Raw genomic sequence first — 17,911 nt, forward strand, 5'->3', positions numbered from 1 at the left:
TAAGCTATTTTGATAAAAGTTTCACTTTAGAAAGTAGCGGAGCGTATTGATTTTAGATAAAATATTCAAAAAAAATATCTAATGAATAAACAAATTCTTTGGCAAAAATGCCAAAGAATTTGTTTTTCAAGATTATTGCAGCTTTTTGAGGTAGTTAGCAGAGAAAATTGTAGGTTTGAGGAAAGAACAATAAGAGAAATCACTAGATTATGGAATTGTGTCATCTTTTAGTTAATAATAATATTAATCAAAATAATCAATTAATAACCTCTTTTTTTCTCTTTATTCTAAGTTTTTCCATTCATCCCGTTGAGGTTTCTATCATTATTACATATTTATGCATATATTTTTATAGATATGTTTTATATATAAATTCCTGACAACGGTATAAGCGGGGTAATATGACTATCACAATAGAGGGTGAGGCGTTCCCTCTAGAGGTCATAAACGCTAGTGAGGGAGGGAGCGGCAAAGAGGGTTCAGGGTTTGGAGCCGGCGGTCAGATTCAGTATTCTGCAGATGACCAAAGCACTTCAACCGATCCGGCAGTTCAGATCTACGATCCAGTAACAAAATCTTATTCTGATTATAGGGGGAGTAAAAAACGGTTCAGTTGGGGTGGAGAAAACCACTCAACAAAACAAGGCAGGGACACTTTTTAGTCTCTTTGCAGAATGCTTTTAGTTTTTCTGCCAGGCTGTAAAGTTAAAAACACCATTAAAAGAGCAGTACTTCCTATTTTTAACAGGTGAGTACAGTACTTGGCATTGTATATATACTGCGGCAATAATATTACAGTACTGTAATGCTTTAGAGGGATTGGAATGATAGACTTTGCCTGTAAAGAGTTTAAAATTGAAGATGTGATCAAGTGTGCCCTTAATCTTACAAAGGCTGACCTTAAGGTTATGAAGTACTTTTTGAATGAAAAAGAACAATGGGTTGACACTGATTATCTTTCAAAAATCTTGAAGCTGGATATTTCAACAATCCAGCGTTCCGTCAAAAAACTGCATGAAAAAGAAATTCTGCAAAGGTCGCAGCAGAACCTGGACGGAGGCGGCTATGTTTTCAAGTATAAGGTCAACTCAAGGGCTAAAATAAAAAATATCATAATGAGTGTGGTGAACTCCTGGGCTGACCGGCTTGGACAGGAACTTGACAAATGGGAAAATGGAGGTTGATCCACTTTGCTCAAAATAACACCTTACCTGGGAGTTATAGTTCTTATCGTTTCCATAGGAGGGCTCTGGTACCCTGTACTTGGGTACTTCATGCTGCTGGTTTTTGCAGCAATATTCTTAACCAGTCCTTTCAAAGGTCGGTGGTTCTGTGGAAATCTCTGTCCCAGGGGAAGCTTTGTTGATTTCTGGGTCAGCAAAATATCAAGGAAAAGCGAGATACCTGCCACTCTGCGCTCCCTGTGGATTCGTATACCGATATTTTTCATGTTAATGGGATTTATGGGATACAGGATAGTAAGCACCATCGGAGGCCTCAACACCTTTGAGAAAATCGGCATGATTTTTGTAACCATGTGCCTGGTTACAACTGCAATCGCAACCCTTCTGGGCAGTTATCTGAGCCCGAGAACCTGGTGTTCCTTCTGTCCTATGGGAACAGCTCAACGCCTGCTTGGTGGTAAAAAGTATCCTCTTAAACTAAATAAGGAAAAATGTATTAATTGCAAGAAATGTGAAAAAATCTGTCCGATGCAGCTCAAAATCCGTCAGGACGATGCAAAACCTGATTGTATCAAATGTGGGCGCTGTGTGGATGTCTGTCCTAAAGATGCCCTAAAATTTTGAATTTTTATTATCGTTAACTTACGTTGTCTATTAACTTATGTTGTCTATTAACTTATGTTGTCTATTAACTTATGTTGTCTATTAACTTGTATTGTCTAGTAACTTGTACTGTCTAGTAATTTCTATCACTTATCGTTATTACTTATCTGTATGATAAAAAACGGAATGGATTTGGCCCAACATAAGAAGTATTATTATTCATCACTTATATAGTAAAATACAGGGGAGCCGGAAAGCACTTCCAAAATTTGACTTTGTATGACAAGATGTGCATACTGGAAAGTATCTACAAATTAGTTAAATCAGGAGAGAAAAAGGAGAAAAAACATGATAAGCCGTGTACCGGAACTTTCGGAAATCCAGAAAAAAGAAATCTCCGAACTCTTTGGGGAATATATCAATCTTGACAAACGGGAACGTCACTACTACAACCACGATATGGGAGCTTTACCTCCACTTGTAAAAAAAGTAATTGGAAATACCGACCCTGCAGCTGTCGTAAAAATTCGGACCGAGGAAGACGCAGTAAAGCTCCTTAAGTTTGCAAACAATCACAAGATTCCGGTTGTACCCCGTGCAGGAGCCTCTTCGGGGTACGGAGGAGTAATCCCGACAAAGGGAGGAATAGTTGCCGATGTTACACCGCTGAATAAGATCATAAGTATCAATCCCGAAGGGCAGACAGTGGTTGTTCAGAGCGGTATGATCTGGGAAAGGTTAGAGAGGAAACTAAAGGAAAACGGGCTTTCGGTAAGAGCAATTCCTTCAAGTGCTCCTTCTTCGACAGTTGGGGGCTGGCTGGCCCAGAGCGGAGCTGGTTACGGAAGTTATGAGTTTGGCTGGGGCTACGAGAGCATGGAAAAGGCCAGAGTTGTGCTTCCCACAGGGGAGATCCGGGAGTTTTCAGGCACTGAACTGAAAAAGTTAATCGGAACAATGGGAACAATAGGCATCGTTACCGAGATAACCCTGAAAGTCCAGAAGTTCGAAGAAAGAAAAGCTGTTTCTGCCAGTTTTCCGAGCGCTTCATCCCTGAAAAAAACGGTAGAAAATATAAGAAGAAAGAATATTCCTCTCTGGTCGATTTCTTTCCTGAACCCCGAATGGGCGGATATGAAGAATAAAGCGCCTAGAAAACTCCACTACGGGGAAGTTGTGGATAAAAACAGGCCCGTACTACCAGTCTCTTACGTCTCAACTTTTATGTACCCTGCTTCCAGGGACGTCTCAGGCCTGAAAGAAGCAATCGAAAATGCAGGTGGAAAAATTCTCCCGGAAGAAATTGCAAAATACGAGACAGATGAATGGTTTAAGTCCATGAAAGTAAAGAGGCTAGGTCCTTCGTTTATCCCTGCGGAAATCCTGGTACCACTTGAGAAAATGGACAAAACTTTTGAAGAAATCGGGAAGAAAATAAAATTGCCTGTGCTTACCGAAGGCATGGTTATAAATGACGGGTATGTGGTTCTCCTCTGTTTTATGCGCCACTCGGAGCGCTCCTTGCTCTTTAATACAGCCTTTGCTCTTTCCCTGAGTATTTTGAAAATTGCAGAAGAAAACGGCGGAAGGGCTTATTCCTCAGGGCTTTTCTTCGCTTCAAAGAAAAAAAGTGTTTTTGGGGAAAGGCTTGCTGAAATCGAGTCCCTGAGAAAGGAGATTGATCCTAACGGAATTATGAACCCTGAAACCCTGGAGGGAAAAGGACTCCTGAACACTGCCGTATCAATGGGTTCTTCCTTTGAACCTCTTGGCAGGATAGCCGGAAACATGTCAGGAATTGGCAAGGTCTCCTTCAAAGACGAAAAGGAAATCCCAGCAGAAGTCGCAGAACTTGCCTATTCCTGCTCCCAGTGTGGGTACTGTGTGAGCGAGTGCGACCAGTACTATGGCAGGGGTTGGGAGTCACAGTCACCTCGTGGAAAATGGTTTTTCATTAAAGAATACCTGGCAGGTCGGGAAAAGCTGGACCAGAGACAGACAAATACTTTCCTAGGCTGTACTACCTGCCAGATGTGTGACTCTCGCTGTGAGCTTGATATGCCAATTGAACATGCCTGGATGACCATGCGCGGAAAACTGGTTGAAGAAAAGAAAAAGATGACCTTCCCTCCTTTTGAGATTATGGCTGCGAGCCTCATTAAAGAGAGGAATATCTGGGCAAACTACAGGAAAGACCGCGATAAATGGATTCCGGAGGATATCAGGGCAAAAATTAAGGATAAAGCTGAATACGCCTATTTTGCGGGCTGTACAGCCTCCTTTGTTGAAAATGACGTAGCTATAGGTGCTGTCCGCATGCTTGATGATGCAGGAGTAGAGTTTACAAGTCTTTTAGACAAGGAAGCCTGCTGTGGAATTCCTATGCTTGTTGCCGGAAGATGGGATGTTTTTGAAAAAATAATGAGAATGAATGTCTCAAATATGAAAAAGAAAGGTGTAAAAACCATAATCACTTCCTGCCCTGCCTGCTGGCTGATGTGGCATACGGTCTATCCCCAGTGGGCGAAAAAGCTGGGAATTGAGTATGAGCTTGAGGCAAAGCATTACTCTGAAGTGCTCGTTGACCATCTCGATGTCCTCAAGCCAAAGTTCAAACAGCCTCTCGATAAAGTGGTAGCCTGGCACGATTCCTGCCACCTTGGCAGGGCAGGAGGCGAAATATATGAGCCTCCCAGAGAACTGCTTAAAGCTATACCAGGAATAAAGTTCAGAGAACTTGAATACAACCGGGAAAGAGCTCACTGCTGCGGTTCGGTTGTGAGCCTTATAGCCGAGCCGCCGGTTGCATACAAACTGGGAGATATTAGACTTCAGGAAACCCTTGATGTTAAAGCCGACATTATTGCAGCACTTTGTCCGTGCTGTATATTCCAGTTCCGCGTGGCAGCACAGGAAAACAACCTTAATATCCAGGCTCAGGACCTGGGAGCTCTTGTGGGCAGAAGTCTTGGATATAACATCCCTGACTCAACCTCCTATACTCTAGAATCGTGGGTTCCATTTGAAAAAATGATCTCCCTTATGCAGCCTGAGAATATGACTGATCTGATGGTTGAACTCATGCCTCAGATGATGGCCGCGATGCCAGCCCCGCTTCAGGCAATGATGAAAATAGTCAAATATGTTCCAGGAATGGATGCCATGATGAAACCCATGATGCCGGTTATGATGCCCAGGCTCATGCCGCTGGTTATGCCGAAAGTTATGCCTGACATGCTCAAAGCTGTAGAAAAGAGAGTTCCCATGCCTGATTACATGAGGGAACAGCTTCCTGACCTGATGCCGAAGGCTATGGATAACTTGATGCCCAATATGCTTCCCGAGATAATTCCCTTGCTGACTCCACGCATGATTGAATACATAAAAACGCATTAAGCATTTTTGCACAAATTGTGCAGAAAAAGTCGAAGGGAAAGTGATGGTTCCTTCGACTTAATTTTTGAGCTGCTCCCAAAAATATAATTGCTCCTCTGAAGCCTGTATTTCGAATAATCAATCTATTTTCTGATCATGAAAATAGTTTTGAAACTTTACTAATTTGAGGATAAAATCGGTTTTGGGATAGCTCGGAACCTAAGTTTTACCATTTAAAGAGCACACTACATCAAATGTTTTGCTTTGTCTGATATAGTCAACTTCTTCTTTCAGTGTTATTTCTCTTTGGGTCCAGTCAGCACAAATATCTAGTGAAGCACCCACAATTCCTACATTTACTCCTATACGGGCACATGTATGAGTAAAATCTAAAACCCACTACCTAAACTGGTACCTTGCTATTTAAGCTCAACTACTATTCTCGGAATGATAAGATTTAACTCCCAACAAATTTGAAACCCGTACCCTAAACTATAACAACCAATTTCTAATCGTGGTTTTACAGTGTAAATAAAAGTTATTAGTTGTTGGTTAAGGAATTTTCTTGCCTGAAAGCTATCGATTTTGCATTAGAAGCCGTCCTTAAATTTTGGTCTATTTACATAAAATCGATGCCCTGTTCCGGCTCATAACGCATTAAAATTTTTGGCAAATGTTGTTGAAATTGACGCAATTTATCACGATTCCTCACTTAACCGAAGACGCATGAAGCTGCATTAAGAATAGGGAAATACGCACAAAGCCAACGTGCTCAGGAATACAATTAATAAAACTTCATAGAAATTCGTATTTTATGCCAAAGACTATGGAAAAACTGGCTTTTCGTCATTCTTTATGGATAAGACAATTCTCAATTCAAGACCGCATTGGTTTTTATGAGAATATTATGAGAATATCCACAACCTAGATTCAGCTGGTCGACATAAGAAATTTAAATATTTTTCTTGATATCGTTTTTGAACATTTGATAGATATACATTAGATTTAAAGCTTGTTGACGTGTGGCTCAACTCCCACGCCACATATAAACACAAATACTGAATCATTTTTCCATTAAAGTTTAGTATGAGAGATTATGTTTGGATCATATGTAAACCTCACAACATGAGAGATTATGTTTGGATCATATGTAAACCTCACAACTGTACATAATAAGGGATCATTATTTTAAAATCGCCATCAACAAAAATGATCAAAAATGAAATGTCGACCTGCCGAATCTAGGCACAAAGCAACGAAGAGCCGAAAAACTGAGCCTAATATGCTTCCAGAACTTATCCCTCTGCTGACTCCATGGATAATTGAGTATATAAAAACGCATTGAAGGGTCTGCACAAAATCTGTGAAGAAAAACACGAAGGAAGAACTTCAGAATCCCTTCAATCAATTTTTTAAGATTTTACTTTGTGGAAGCTACCGACAGATTGTTTTTTTATGTAAGCCAGAATATTTTCACAAGCACTTCTTATTCCCAGACCAGCCAGTTGGAAATAAAATTAGTTTTGGATGAACTCATAGACTTCTCAATCTGGCTTGAACTACCTTGATGAGCTCATCCATAAATTAAGGTATTGTATTTACCGCGGCTTTGCCAATCCAATTTTACCTTTACATTCCTTAATGACATCGGAAAAATTTGTGTATTGCCGGTCTGAACAAGCCTCAAGAGTGTTTATCACTTCACTACGAGCATTAAGTTTTTTAGCTTCCTCTATAAGTTGATTCTTTGTTGCAGGGAACTTCACATCTCTGAAAGCTTGCATAACATTCTGAATACCTTTGAATTCCTGGAGGACATCCGAAGAGCTGTGGTATTCCTTGTCTGGAATGTTTTCAATAGCTTGTATTACTTCGCTACGGGCGTTAAGACTTTTAGCTTTCTCAATAAGTTGCATCTTCGTTACAGGATATTTCATCTCTTGAAAAGCTTGTAAAGTTTTCTGAATCGCATTATGTACTTCAGTAGCACTTTCCTGCATTTGATTTCTCCCCCTTATTTTGGTTTTGTTTTCTGTGGAATTTATTCACTTTCAACATTTGGATCAATTTGATACAATTTACATCTGTTTGATTCTTAGTCACTTTGTGTGTCAATGAAAGTGATTTCAAATTGTATCAACAAGAAAATTGTATTTATCTAATATAATATCTATAGAAATATAAATAAGAAACCGATATAAATTAAATGCCGATGTTATTCAGTCAAATATTAGCATATATTTACTCACTAAATAGTATTTTTTCCAACAAATCTTCTACTTTTCAGAGATGCATATAAAAACAACATCTATCTGGACAAATATCTGAGAATAGAGAAAACAAGATTAGTAGATATGGAGGCTATCCCAAAACCAATTTTATTCTCAAATCGGTAGATTTTTTAGAATTGTTTTCGTGATCCTAAGCTCAACTGATTATTCCAAATTTGATATTCAGAGAGGCAATTTTGAATTTTGGGATTAGCTCATGAATAAAATCTGCTTTTGATCTAAAATACAAGTCATTGGAATTTTTGAAACTAACTTTCTTGTAAACTAACTTTCTTGTAAACTAACTTTCTTGTAAACTAACTTTCTTGTAAATATTACAATATTCGATTATTGATTTTCGGATAGGCTCTTTATACACCGAGAAGAATAACCCAAAAAAGCCATTAAAAGATCCAGAAGCCTCTTTTTTTTAAATTTAGACCCTGTGTTCCAGAGAAATTCTTATATAGAAGTGCTTGCATTAAGAATAGGAAAATACGCACAAAGGTAACGTGCTCAGGAATACAATTAATAAAAGTTCATAAAAATTCATATCATCAAAAGGAGATTAAAGCTTGGCAGCACAACCGATCTTTATTTTAAGAGAAGGCAGCAAGAGGACCCATGGTTCCGATGCTCAGCATAACAATATTATGGCCGCAAAGGCGGTTGCTGAAGCGGTAAGGACTACTCTTGGGCCCAAGGGTATGGACAAGATGCTTGTAGACTCCATGGGTGATGTTGTTATCACCAACGACGGAGCAACAATCCTCAAAGAAATGGACATCGAGCACCCAGGTGCAAAGATGATCGTAGAAGTAGCCAAGACCCAGGATGCCGAAGTTGGAGACGGAACCACCACCGCAGCCGTACTTGCAGGGGAATTCCTGACAAAGGCAGAGGACCTGCTTGAAAGCGGAGTCCACCCAACAGTAATTGCAAGCGGCTACAGGCTTGCAGCAGATCAGGCTACAAAGATTCTAGATACAATCACTATCAGTGCATCTCCCGAAGATACCGAAACTCTCGAAAAACTCGCATCCACAGCCATAACAGGGAAAGGCGCAGAGGCTAACAAGGAGCATCTTTCCAGGCTTGCAGTCGAGGCCGTTAAGTCGGTTGCTGAGAAAAGCGAAGATGGAAAAATCACTGTGGACATCGAGGACATCAAGGTAGAGAAGAGGGCCGGCGGAAGTATCAAGGATTCCGAGATCGTTGAGGGTGTACTTGTTGACAAAGAACGTGTCCATCCAGCCATGCCTGAAGTAGTAGAGAATGCAAAAGTCCTGCTCTTAAGCGTGCCCATAGAACTCAAGAAGACTGAGACCAAAGCCGAAATAAAGATCACCACTCCTGACCAGATGCAGCTCTTTTTAGACCAGGAAGAAGCAATGCTCAGGGAAATTGTGGACAAGGTAATCAGTACAGGCGCAAACGTTGTCTTCTGCCAGAAGGGAATTGATGACCTTGCCCAGTATTACCTGACAAAAGCAGGAATCTTTGGCATGCGCAGGGTAAAGAAGAGTGATATGGATAAACTTTCCCGTGCAACCGGTGCAAAAATCATCACCAGCCTCGACGAGATTGAGGAATCCGACCTTGGCTATGCCGGTCTCGTGGAAGAAAAGGACGTTACCGGTTCCAGAATGACCTTCGTTACAGGCTGTAAGGACAGCAAGACAACCTCAATTCTCCTTCGCGGCGGAACCGAGCATGTGGTAGAAGGAATTGAGAGAGCCCTCGAAGACGCTCTCAGAGTGGTGGGCGTTGCTCTCGAAGACCAGAAAATTGTCGTAGGCGGAGGTTCACCCGAAATTGAGCTGTCCCTCAGGCTCAAGGAATACGCAGCAACCCTTAAAGGCAGGGAGCAGCTTGCTGTAACGAAATTCGCCGAGTCCCTTGAGATTATTCCCAGCACCCTTGCAGAAAATGCAGGGCTTGACCCGATCGACATGCTTGTGGAAATGCGCTCCCAGCACGAGAAAGGCAACAAGCGTGCAGGACTCAATGTTTATACCGGCAAGATCGAGGACATGTTCGAAAATAACGTTGTCGAACCTCTCAGGATCAAGACCCAGGCAATCAATGCAGCCACCGAAGCCGCAATCATGATTCTCAGGATCGATGATGTAATTGCCTCATCAGGTGCAGGCAGAGCAGGTCCGGGAGCAGGTCCAGGCGGCGAAATGCCTGAAGATATGATGTAATAAAGATATAACGTAATATTTTTGTATAAATCCGGGATTGCCGGAAGTTTCCAACTTCCCGGATCTTTTTTTAATTTCAGGATATTTACAAAAAATATTTACAAGTTGTAATGAGTTATATTTACCCACTTTTTGCAGTAAATTTTCGTAAATTCATATTTTTCTCGCTATCGGTTTTTAACTAAACGTGGATTTATTGGACTTTTTACGCAGTAGGCAAAAGCACCCATGTAGTGTATTTATAGACCAGAAAATGATATCAATCAATTTTCATAGCTTTCTGCAAATAGTCTAAATTAATCAGATCTGTTGCAAAAACACCAGGAAAATTGTTGATTTTCGAAAAAATACTGCAGAATGTGGGATTTAGATCTCTTAGGAAATAATTTAGATCTCTTAGGAAATAAATCAGAGTCAGATTTCTAAAACCAAAAAAATCTAAAAAATTTAAAAATAGCGTTTTTTAGCTATTTATACCGAATGTTACTGAACTGCTAAAATCAATGGTTCAGTAAAAATTGTTATCTGGCTTCATAGCAGGAAATTTCCCTGGCATCTACCCGGATTGGTTTCCCAAGCTCGCTTGAAATAACATTCCTTACCCTTGCCATACATCTGCACTGAAGCTGAATGCGAGCTGACACAGCTTCTCGTTCTTCAACGTAGAAATCGTTCGAACTGACGATGGAATGAACCGAAATCTGCTTCTGTACAACTTTTGCTATGAGACCCTGAGTCCCATCCATGAGATCCTGAAGGCTAGTAGATGTCAGGAGAACATTATCTCCTACATTGAGCCCGAGTACTCCTACGAAATTGTGAGGACTCCGAATCTCAAGAGTCCTGAGATGGTGTTTCTTCAGGACCTCGATAAGAGAATCAGCAATTCCTGTTAACGCGATGTACTCCATGGGATCACCCGTACATTGGGAACTCCTTCTTTACTTCTCCTCTCTGCTCCGTAGTCTGAACATCTTCAGCAAGCCTCTGGAGTTCGACCTCTATACGTTCAGCCTGCTCTATAAGCCGAACTGTACTTATTGAAAGTTCATAGAGCTCGTTTAAAACATCAATGACAGCAGAAGCAGCTCTTGGGTCAGGATTCTGGGTTCTGGTAGCACCAAGCAGGCTAAATGCAGGAATTCCACGCAGCAAACATTCAGCCATAACACTTCCAGAAATACCAGAGATAGTTCCCATCTGGAAAACCTCTACCTTTTCCTTGATTCTGTTCAGCATTTCCTGAGTGGTGGCTGCCCCGAAGACTTTATGCCCCCCGTCCATAATGGCAATTCCTGCAATGGAAGCAATTTCTTTTACGTTAATAGACTCAGCCCAGTCTACGAGAGCATTGCTAACATCGTAGGAAACAGTGTGACTGATAGGAATATCGGAAATTACAACAACCAAATTATGTTCCACATTTTCATAAATCCTCACAGGCATATTTATAAGTCCCTCGTAAAGCACTGCAATCGAGGGGAAATACCTGGATTCAATAGAGCCAATGTATTCCATTTTCAATTCTTCTATCATATGCTGACTTGCAATATTCCCCACAAGCCCGATTCCGGGAAAACCTTCAATCAAAATAGGATTTTTTGATTGCACAGGTTTAGTAATAATCTTCACGTCATTATTGTCATAATCTGTATTAGACAAGTAACCACCTCAGCGAAATACAACCCCTATCATTATATCGGAACTAATCCTAGATAAACAAGCTTCTCAGCAGCCCGGATCTACGCTACTTCCTGAACACACATAACATGAAAATACAATTGATCCAGAGCTTCGGCCACCATAACCCTATTTTTGATAAAAAGAGAATCTTTTTAATATATATTTTTTCTCCTGATAGGGAAACGTAGCTTTAGTAAAAAATTATAAAAAGATTGGATTTCTTCTCTCAGCTGGAGAGTTTGATAGAAATATGATTCTATAAAAGATATAAAAGGAAAAAAATGTAACAGATAGGTAGAGAGTAGAAGAGTCTATGAAAAGAAACAATCGAACAGGACAAATAAAAAGAAGTATTCGAGTACGGTAAAATAGTTCATAAAAAGAGACATCCAAACACAGTGAGCTAATCAAAAGAAACACAAGAACACAGGAGGAAAAACTCATGGAAAAACCTATTCTCTATTTTGACAACGTAGGAGAATCAAATACTGATGCTGTTATTGAGGCGACAGCAAAAAGGGCGGCAGAACTTCAGATATCCCATATTGTGGTAGCAAGCACCAGCGGAAAAACCGCACTAAAAATGGCAGAGGCTGTAAAAGGCAGTGGTATAAAGGTTATTGGAATAAGCCACCAGTACGGACAGAATAAGAAAGGCGAATGGGAAGTAGAAGAGGAATATAAAAAGAAGCTTGAAGAACTCGGAGCCGTGATAACAACTCAGTCACATATGTTTTCCGGAATTGAGCGCTCGATTACAAAGAAGTTTGGAGGTTATTCTAGACTGGAAGTTATTTCCGATACTCTTAGGTCTCTCTTCGGAAAAGGCTTCAAAGTAGCCATTGAAGTTGCAGTTATGGCAGCCGATTCAGGCCATATTCCAGTTTCCGATAACACGGAAATCATAGCAATTGGAGGCACAAAGCATGGTGCAGACGTAGCTCTGGTGCTCAGGCCAGCCCACAGCGGAGATTTTTTCTCCCTTCAGGTTCGGGAGATTATTGCCATGCCACGAGCTAAAGAAGATTAAGACAAGAAAAAGTAGAAAAAATCAGGTGAAATATAAAGAGAAACATAAATGAGAAACATAAATGGGAAACATAAATGAGAAACATAAATGGAAAACATAAATGGAAAACATAAATGGAAAACATAAATGGGGGACGTAAATCCTTACATTGGTGATTCAACTTTTCATTTAAGATTGATGAGGAAGCTCAGGTGATTTACTGGAATTGCCCTGGCTTCTCACTATTCCCCAAAGATAGATATATCTGAGAGACATCTATAACGCCGGCATGTCAGCAATATTTGAAATTCTCGACAAGGACGCAGGTGGCAGGATAGGAAGGCTCAGGACTCCCCATGGGACTGTTGAAACACCTACCGTTATGCCTGTGATTAATCCAAATATCCAGCTTATCCCCCCGAAAGAAATGCGGAACTTCGGGGCAGAGATCTTGATTACTAATTCCTACATTATTTACCGCAAGGAAGAATTGAGAAGTATCGCCCTGGAAAAAGGGCTACATGAGCTCCTGGGTTTTGACGGACCAATTATGACGGATTCAGGTTCTTTCCAGCTTTCCGTATATGGCTCCGTCGAAGTTACGAATGAGGAAATTCTCGGGTTCCAGCAAAAGATAGGAAGCGACATTATTGTACCGCTGGACATCCCCACACCCCCTGATGTTCACTACCTACGGGCTGAAGAGGAACTTGCAATTACAGCCGAACGCCTGGAAGCGGCACGCAAGTTTATCCAGAGTGAGCAGCTTCTTGCAGGACCAGTTCAGGGTTCGACGTATCCTGAGCTGAGGGAAAAAGCTGCTTCCCACTTGAAAGACTTTAATTTTGAAGTTTATCCCCTCGGAGCAGTTGTGCCCCTCATGGAGGCCTACCGTTATGCCGAACTTGTTGACGTGATTGCTGCGTCTAAAAAAGGTCTCTCTCCGGCTGCCCCTGTCCATCTTTTTGGGGCAGGCCACCCAATGATGTTTGCCCTTGCGGTAGCCATGGGCTGTGATCTTTTTGATTCGGCAGCTTACGCCCTTTACGCAAAGGACGGGCGTTATATTACTGTAAACGGGACTTACCATGTGGAGAAACTAAATTATCTTCCCTGTTCCTGTCCTGTCTGTTCAAAATACACTGCAGATGAACTAAAAAAAGCCAATAACCGAGAAGAACTTCTTGGAAGGCATAACCTTTATGCAACTTTTGCCGAAATCCGGCTTATCAAACAATGCATAAAGGACGGAAAACTGCTTGAACTTGTAGAGCAGCGCTGCCGTTCTCACCCTAAACTTTTGGACGGGTTAAAAAAGCTTTATACTTATTCTTCCTGGCTTGAGCAGCTTGATCCGGCTACAAAAGGTACTTTCTTCTACTGCGGGCCCGAGTCCTCTTTCCGCCCTGAGGTCCTGCGTTTTGGGAAACGACTTAATAGATTTAGCCTTCAAGGTTCGGTAATTATTAGAGCAAGTCCGATAAAAGGAGAGAAAGATTACGACCAGATCCTTACTTTCAAAGCGCCTTTTGGAGCATTTCCAATTGAAATGGAAGAAGTGTATCCTTTCAATGCTGAAGTCCCGAAACTTCCGGATTACGAATCACTCAATACAGCTCTTTCAAACACTCTTAAACTGATCGACTTAAACCCAGAAGCCGAATTTACTTTTATCTGCGAAAAGGAGTTCAGACATCCTTTAATTGAAGAAATAAGCAAAAGAGCAAAACTGGTATACAGGGAAGACTGGAAAAAAGAATAAATTTCAGGGAGATAATTAATAGCACTTCAGATTATATAGCACTTCAGATTATACAGCACTTTAGATTTTGTAAGTTTTTCATACTTAAAGAATCAAAACTTGCCTTAAAAGAGATAAAAAGGAAACTTTTTTGAAGTGCAAACATTTATAAATTACCTGCAAAGAACCCTCTAAACAGGGAAAGAGCTGAGTTATAAAGTGAATATAGGACTTTCAAGCCCATACAGAGACTTTCAGCTTATACAGAAACTTTCAGATCATACAGAAACTTTCAGATCATACAGAGCTTTCGTACAAACTAGAAATATAGGTGAAATTATTGTCCCTTACAGCAAGAATCGGTGAACTGAGTCCTTATCTGCGGCTGTTGAGACCCGAACTCTACTACATGGACCTTACCCTACCTGCCTCAAGTGCAATCCTTGCTTCATACCTGGCTACCGGAGGACTTCCTGAGCTCCTTCCCTTCCTGATCGCGGTAATAGGTGGCTTTGCAGCCATTACGAGTTCATACGTTTTCAATGACTGCTGTGATATTGATATCGATACGATCAACCTGCCTGGCCGTCCCTTGCCCTCCTCTAAAGTGTCAAAGAATTCTGCGCTTATTTATACTGTATTTTTATTAGTAGTTGCGGGGGCAGCAGCGACTTACCTGAACCCTGAGTCTCTCGCAACCCTCATTATTGCAGCTGCAGTTATCACAATATATTCAATCTTTGCAAAAAGGAATACTTTCCTCAGTTTTTTGCCAGTAGGTGTTTCCTATGGACTTGTACCTGTGGGTGTCTGGCTTGCCTTTGACCCTGCAGGTCTACTGAAAGGCAGTGACGGAGTAATTCTCCCTTTGCCGGCTATTTGCTTCGGGCTAATGATATGCGTTACGGACTGGGCTTTTACCCTTGGAGGAGTTTCCAGAGATGTGGAAGGGGACAGACTGAAAGGCGCTCCAACGATGCCAGTAACTTTTGGAATCCCCTTTACTGCCAGATTCGTTACGTTCTGGTGGATTGTCGGAGTTATCGCTTCACTAATCATAGGTTGGTCGGCCCATCTTGGACCTGTATACTTTGCAGGAGCCCTTACTTCAGGACTCTGGATGCTTACTCAGTGCCTTGATTTCATCAAGCATCCTACTCCTGATAGAGGTGGCAAACTCTTTCTTAACGGTTCAAACTACAGAGCGATTATGTTCGGATCAATGATTTTTGACGTAATACTATGCATTTATGTAGGGAGTTATACCTCCATTCTCTGGTAAAACAGGTAGAGAAAAATGGATGCGGATATTATTGTAATAGGGGCATCTCCTGCAGGGCTGATGGCTGCAAGGAACGCCTGTGAGAAAGGAGCAGCGGTCCTTATACTAGAAAAAAAAGAAAAGATAGGATCTCCTCCCCATCCTGCAAATTCTTTTTTCAAAGGGATGTTAGATAAATGCGGAGAAAAGGCAGATCCGTCTTATGTTGTGCATTATCTTAAAGGCATGAAGATTATTTCCCCATCAGGAAGAACAGTTGAGGTTGAAGCTCCCGGATACGCTATTGATAAAACGGCTTTCGACAGGTTTTATGCAGAGAAAGTAATGAAAACCGGCGTAGATCTTCGAACAGGAGTGAAAGTGCAGGATATCCAGAAGGAAGGAGATAAATTTACTGTTAACACATCTGCCGGAGTATTTACCTCAAAACTGGTTATTATTTCCGACGGTATAAATTCAAAAATAGCTTCCCTTGTGGGCCTGAAGACAATGAAGCATCCTGAAGATATTGCCTGGGGAATTGAACTGGATATTAGAAGTCCCGGACTCGGTAAACCAAAGATGTTTGAGTATTATATAGGAAATCATGCTCCAGGCTGGAAAACTACATATTCTCCAAGAGGAGGCGACAATGCCGCAATCGGAGCTTATGTACGCCGGTGTGGACCCGACGCAACGCCTTACCTTAACGCCTGGGTTGAAAATTTCAAAAAGCTTAAAGGCCTCGAAGAACTTGAAGTTGTAAGAAAACTTTCCGGAGGAGACCCTATAGTGACCCTTCCAAAGGAGTACATAGCAGATGGGATAATGGTTGTTGGCGGGGCAGCAGGTCAGTCGGGAATAGGCTATGCAATGAGGGCAGGCCAGATATGCGGAGATGTCGCTGCAAATGCCATAAGTAAAGGAGATGTCTCAAAATCCTCTCTCTTAGCATACCAAAAGGACTGGAGAAAAGAGTTTCTGGCCGAACACTACCTGGGTCGAATAGGGCTTGAGACTCTGAGAAAAATGACGGATAGAGAAATTGATGAGATGGCTAAGGTCTTTGAGAAGGAAGACCTCTCATTTATTCATGGAAGTTCAGTTGAGCAGGCTATGCAGGTTTTTGCGTTCATGCTGAAGAAAAAACCCTCTGCAATCTTAAAGTGCAGGGCGTTCCTCAGGAATAGATAAACTGAAATTTAATAGAGCAAAAGAGAACGAAATATGGACATTATCAAATGCCAGGTGCAGGAACAATATGCAATACGATTTCTATAAAAGCCCTCTTTTTAGAGTTTATACTGAGATCGAAGACGGACGCATGAGGATGAAAACCAGCGGGGCTGCATCTATCCTTATTAGAAAAATTATTGAGAAAAACCTCTCAATCTTTGAAGGTGAAAAGCCTGCAAAAGTCGAGGCCGACCGGCTCATATGCTCAACCTGGATGCCTCCGGTGCCAGGCAAGGGTTTTGACCGCCTGGTAAAAAGCCAGATATTTTCCATACTGGGAAAAATGATTCCGGACCAGGTAACTATTTCTGTTACTGAAGAATGCCCTAATAACTGTATTCACTGCGCTCTGCCTGATACGAAAAACCGGAAAAAGCTTACTCCCGAAATCGTAAAATCTACAATCGACCAGGTGCTCGAAATGGGCACAACTTTCGTGATTTTTGACGGAGGCGAGCCCCTGACCTACCCTGATCTGGAAGAATTGATAAGGTACGTGAACCCTGAAAAAGCAATTACAGGTATGTTCACCTCAGGGGTAGGGTTGACTGAAGAACGAGCCAGCAACCTGAAAGAAGCGGGCCTTTATTCCCTTACTGTAAGTTTTGACAGTGCGTATGAAGATAAGCACGATCACGTAAGGGGCAGGAGAGGAGTTTTCAAAAGCGCAGTTGAAGCTGTCAAAAACGGAATTAAGGCAGGACTACTTGTGAATATATATGTGGTACTTTCCAGGGACAATGTGAACGAACTTGAAGAATTGTACACCCTTGCATCGGAACTTGGAGTCCATGAACTTTCCTTCTATGAAATAGTCCCTACTGGCAGGTGGATGGATCATGCCTCAGAAATCATGACTCCGAAAGACCTGAGAAAATTTGATAATTTCGTATCGAGAGCCAGGGAGAAAGAAGGTCCCAGAGTATTTCCTATCCCACAAGTCATGAAGACCACAGGCTGCATGGCAGGCCGTAAGTGGCTCCATATTACCCCGGAAGGGAATATTCTTCCCTGTGCCTGTATCCCGATTTCTTACGGAAATGTTCATAAAGACAGAATAAAGGATGTCTGGAAAAAGATCAGGGAAGACCCTGCATATAATGCAAAATGCTGCCTTATGAGAAACCCCGAATTCAGGGAGAAGTACCTGAAAATATCAGAATAAATTGAGGGCGATTATTGAAAGTTTCGGAATAAAGTGTGAAGAAAGTTATAGTTCTGCGATTAAAACTCCTTTCTTAAACTAAAAAAGTGATAGCTAACATAGCTTGAGCTGTCTGGAAGATAGTCTGGGAGATAGTCTGGGAGATAGTCTGGGAGAAAGTCTGGAAGAAAGTCTAGG

13 protein-coding genes are annotated in these 17,911 nt (G+C 41.5%); 10 read left to right on the forward strand and 3 right to left on the reverse strand.

Annotated elements, in window-relative coordinates; genetic code table 11:
• Positions 1-401 precede the first annotated feature (401 nt).
• The 4 genes from ASJ81_RS21765 (at position 402) to ASJ81_RS21780 (ending at position 5,183) form a co-directional block, all read left to right on the forward strand.
• Positions 402-662 carry a hypothetical protein gene (locus ASJ81_RS21765; RefSeq protein WP_095646206.1) on the forward strand — a complete coding sequence of 87 codons (261 nt, stop codon included), beginning with the start codon at positions 402-404 and terminating at the stop codon, positions 660-662.
• 162 nt (positions 663-824) lie between these two features.
• Positions 825-1,184: a helix-turn-helix domain-containing protein gene (locus ASJ81_RS21770; protein ID WP_095646207.1), complete on the forward strand. Its 360-nt coding sequence runs from the start codon at positions 825-827 to the stop codon at positions 1,182-1,184.
• A gap of 6 nt (positions 1,185-1,190) precedes the next feature.
• Positions 1,191-1,808, forward strand: coding sequence for a 4Fe-4S binding protein (locus ASJ81_RS21775; protein ID WP_170943455.1), 618 nt, complete (start codon positions 1,191-1,193; stop codon positions 1,806-1,808).
• A 327-nt stretch (positions 1,809-2,135) separates the two neighbouring features.
• Complete coding sequence (locus tag ASJ81_RS21780) at positions 2,136-5,183, forward strand: FAD-binding and (Fe-S)-binding domain-containing protein (RefSeq protein WP_095646208.1); 3,048 nt, start codon at positions 2,136-2,138, stop codon at positions 5,181-5,183.
• Positions 5,184-6,760: 1,577 nt separating this feature from the next.
• Here the strand turns inward: ASJ81_RS21780 and ASJ81_RS21785 are convergent.
• Positions 6,761-7,162, reverse strand: a complete 402-nt coding sequence (locus ASJ81_RS21785) for a DUF2795 domain-containing protein (protein WP_095646209.1) — start codon at positions 7,160-7,162, stop codon at positions 6,761-6,763.
• An 845-nt stretch (positions 7,163-8,007) separates the two neighbouring features.
• On the opposite strand from ASJ81_RS21785, the gene thsA reads away from it, so the two are divergent.
• A complete protein-coding gene (gene thsA, locus ASJ81_RS21790) occupies positions 8,008-9,639 on the forward strand; it encodes a thermosome subunit alpha (RefSeq protein WP_095646210.1) in 1,632 nt (543 codons plus the stop codon).
• A gap of 521 nt (positions 9,640-10,160) precedes the next feature.
• On the opposite strand, the gene ASJ81_RS21795 is transcribed toward thsA, so the two are convergent.
• Positions 10,161-10,550 (reverse strand): DUF473 domain-containing protein, encoded by a 390-nt coding sequence (locus tag ASJ81_RS21795; RefSeq protein ID WP_095646211.1) that lies wholly within the window; start codon positions 10,548-10,550, stop codon positions 10,161-10,163.
• Positions 10,551-10,554: 4 nt separating this feature from the next.
• On the reverse strand, positions 10,555-11,301 hold the full coding sequence (locus ASJ81_RS21800; RefSeq protein WP_095646212.1) for a proteasome assembly chaperone family protein: 747 nt from the start codon (positions 11,299-11,301) through the stop codon (positions 10,555-10,557).
• Positions 11,302-11,764: 463 nt separating this feature from the next.
• Between ASJ81_RS21800 and ASJ81_RS21805 the strand changes: the two genes are divergently transcribed.
• From ASJ81_RS21805 to ASJ81_RS21825, 5 genes are all read left to right on the forward strand, one after another.
• Positions 11,765-12,352, forward strand: a complete 588-nt coding sequence (locus ASJ81_RS21805) for a pyruvate kinase alpha/beta domain-containing protein (RefSeq protein WP_095646213.1) — start codon at positions 11,765-11,767, stop codon at positions 12,350-12,352.
• Positions 12,353-12,620: 268 nt separating this feature from the next.
• Positions 12,621-14,093 carry a tRNA guanosine(15) transglycosylase TgtA gene (gene tgtA, locus ASJ81_RS21810; RefSeq protein WP_095646214.1) on the forward strand — a complete coding sequence of 491 codons (1,473 nt, stop codon included), beginning with the start codon at positions 12,621-12,623 and terminating at the stop codon, positions 14,091-14,093.
• A gap of 319 nt (positions 14,094-14,412) precedes the next feature.
• Positions 14,413-15,354: a UbiA prenyltransferase family protein gene (locus tag ASJ81_RS21815; protein WP_095646215.1), complete on the forward strand. Its 942-nt coding sequence runs from the start codon at positions 14,413-14,415 to the stop codon at positions 15,352-15,354.
• A gap of 15 nt (positions 15,355-15,369) precedes the next feature.
• Complete coding sequence (locus tag ASJ81_RS21820) at positions 15,370-16,527, forward strand: NAD(P)/FAD-dependent oxidoreductase (RefSeq protein ID WP_095646216.1); 1,158 nt, start codon at positions 15,370-15,372, stop codon at positions 16,525-16,527.
• Positions 16,528-16,594: 67 nt separating this feature from the next.
• Positions 16,595-17,734, forward strand: coding sequence for a radical SAM protein (locus ASJ81_RS21825; protein WP_095646217.1), 1,140 nt, complete (start codon positions 16,595-16,597; stop codon positions 17,732-17,734).
• The last annotated feature ends 177 nt before the right edge of the window (positions 17,735-17,911 follow it).

The sequence above is a fragment of the Methanosarcina spelaei genome, from assembly GCF_002287235.1.
Lineage (GTDB): Archaea > Halobacteriota > Methanosarcinia > Methanosarcinales > Methanosarcinaceae > Methanosarcina > Methanosarcina spelaei.

Excerpts from the sequence above, each read along its gene's own strand:
- ASJ81_RS21765 (WP_095646206.1), top strand. The coding sequence starts at position 402 with ATGACTATCACAATAGAGGGTGAGGCGTTCCCTCTAGAGGTCATAAAC.
- ASJ81_RS21770 (WP_095646207.1), top strand. The coding sequence starts at position 825 with ATGATAGACTTTGCCTGTAAAGAGTTTAAAATTGAAGATGTGATCAAG.
- ASJ81_RS21780 (WP_095646208.1), top strand. The coding sequence starts at position 2,136 with ATGATAAGCCGTGTACCGGAACTTTCGGAAATCCAGAAAAAAGAAATC.
- ASJ81_RS21785 (WP_095646209.1), bottom strand. The coding sequence starts at position 7,162 with ATGCAGGAAAGTGCTACTGAAGTACATAATGCGATTCAGAAAACTTTA.
- ASJ81_RS21795 (WP_095646211.1), bottom strand. The coding sequence starts at position 10,550 with ATGGAGTACATCGCGTTAACAGGAATTGCTGATTCTCTTATCGAGGTC.
- ASJ81_RS21805 (WP_095646213.1), top strand. The coding sequence starts at position 11,765 with ATGGAAAAACCTATTCTCTATTTTGACAACGTAGGAGAATCAAATACT.
- tgtA (WP_095646214.1), top strand. The coding sequence starts at position 12,621 with ATGTCAGCAATATTTGAAATTCTCGACAAGGACGCAGGTGGCAGGATA.
- ASJ81_RS21820 (WP_095646216.1), top strand. The coding sequence starts at position 15,370 with ATGGATGCGGATATTATTGTAATAGGGGCATCTCCTGCAGGGCTGATG.
- ASJ81_RS21825 (WP_095646217.1), top strand. The coding sequence starts at position 16,595 with ATGCAATACGATTTCTATAAAAGCCCTCTTTTTAGAGTTTATACTGAG.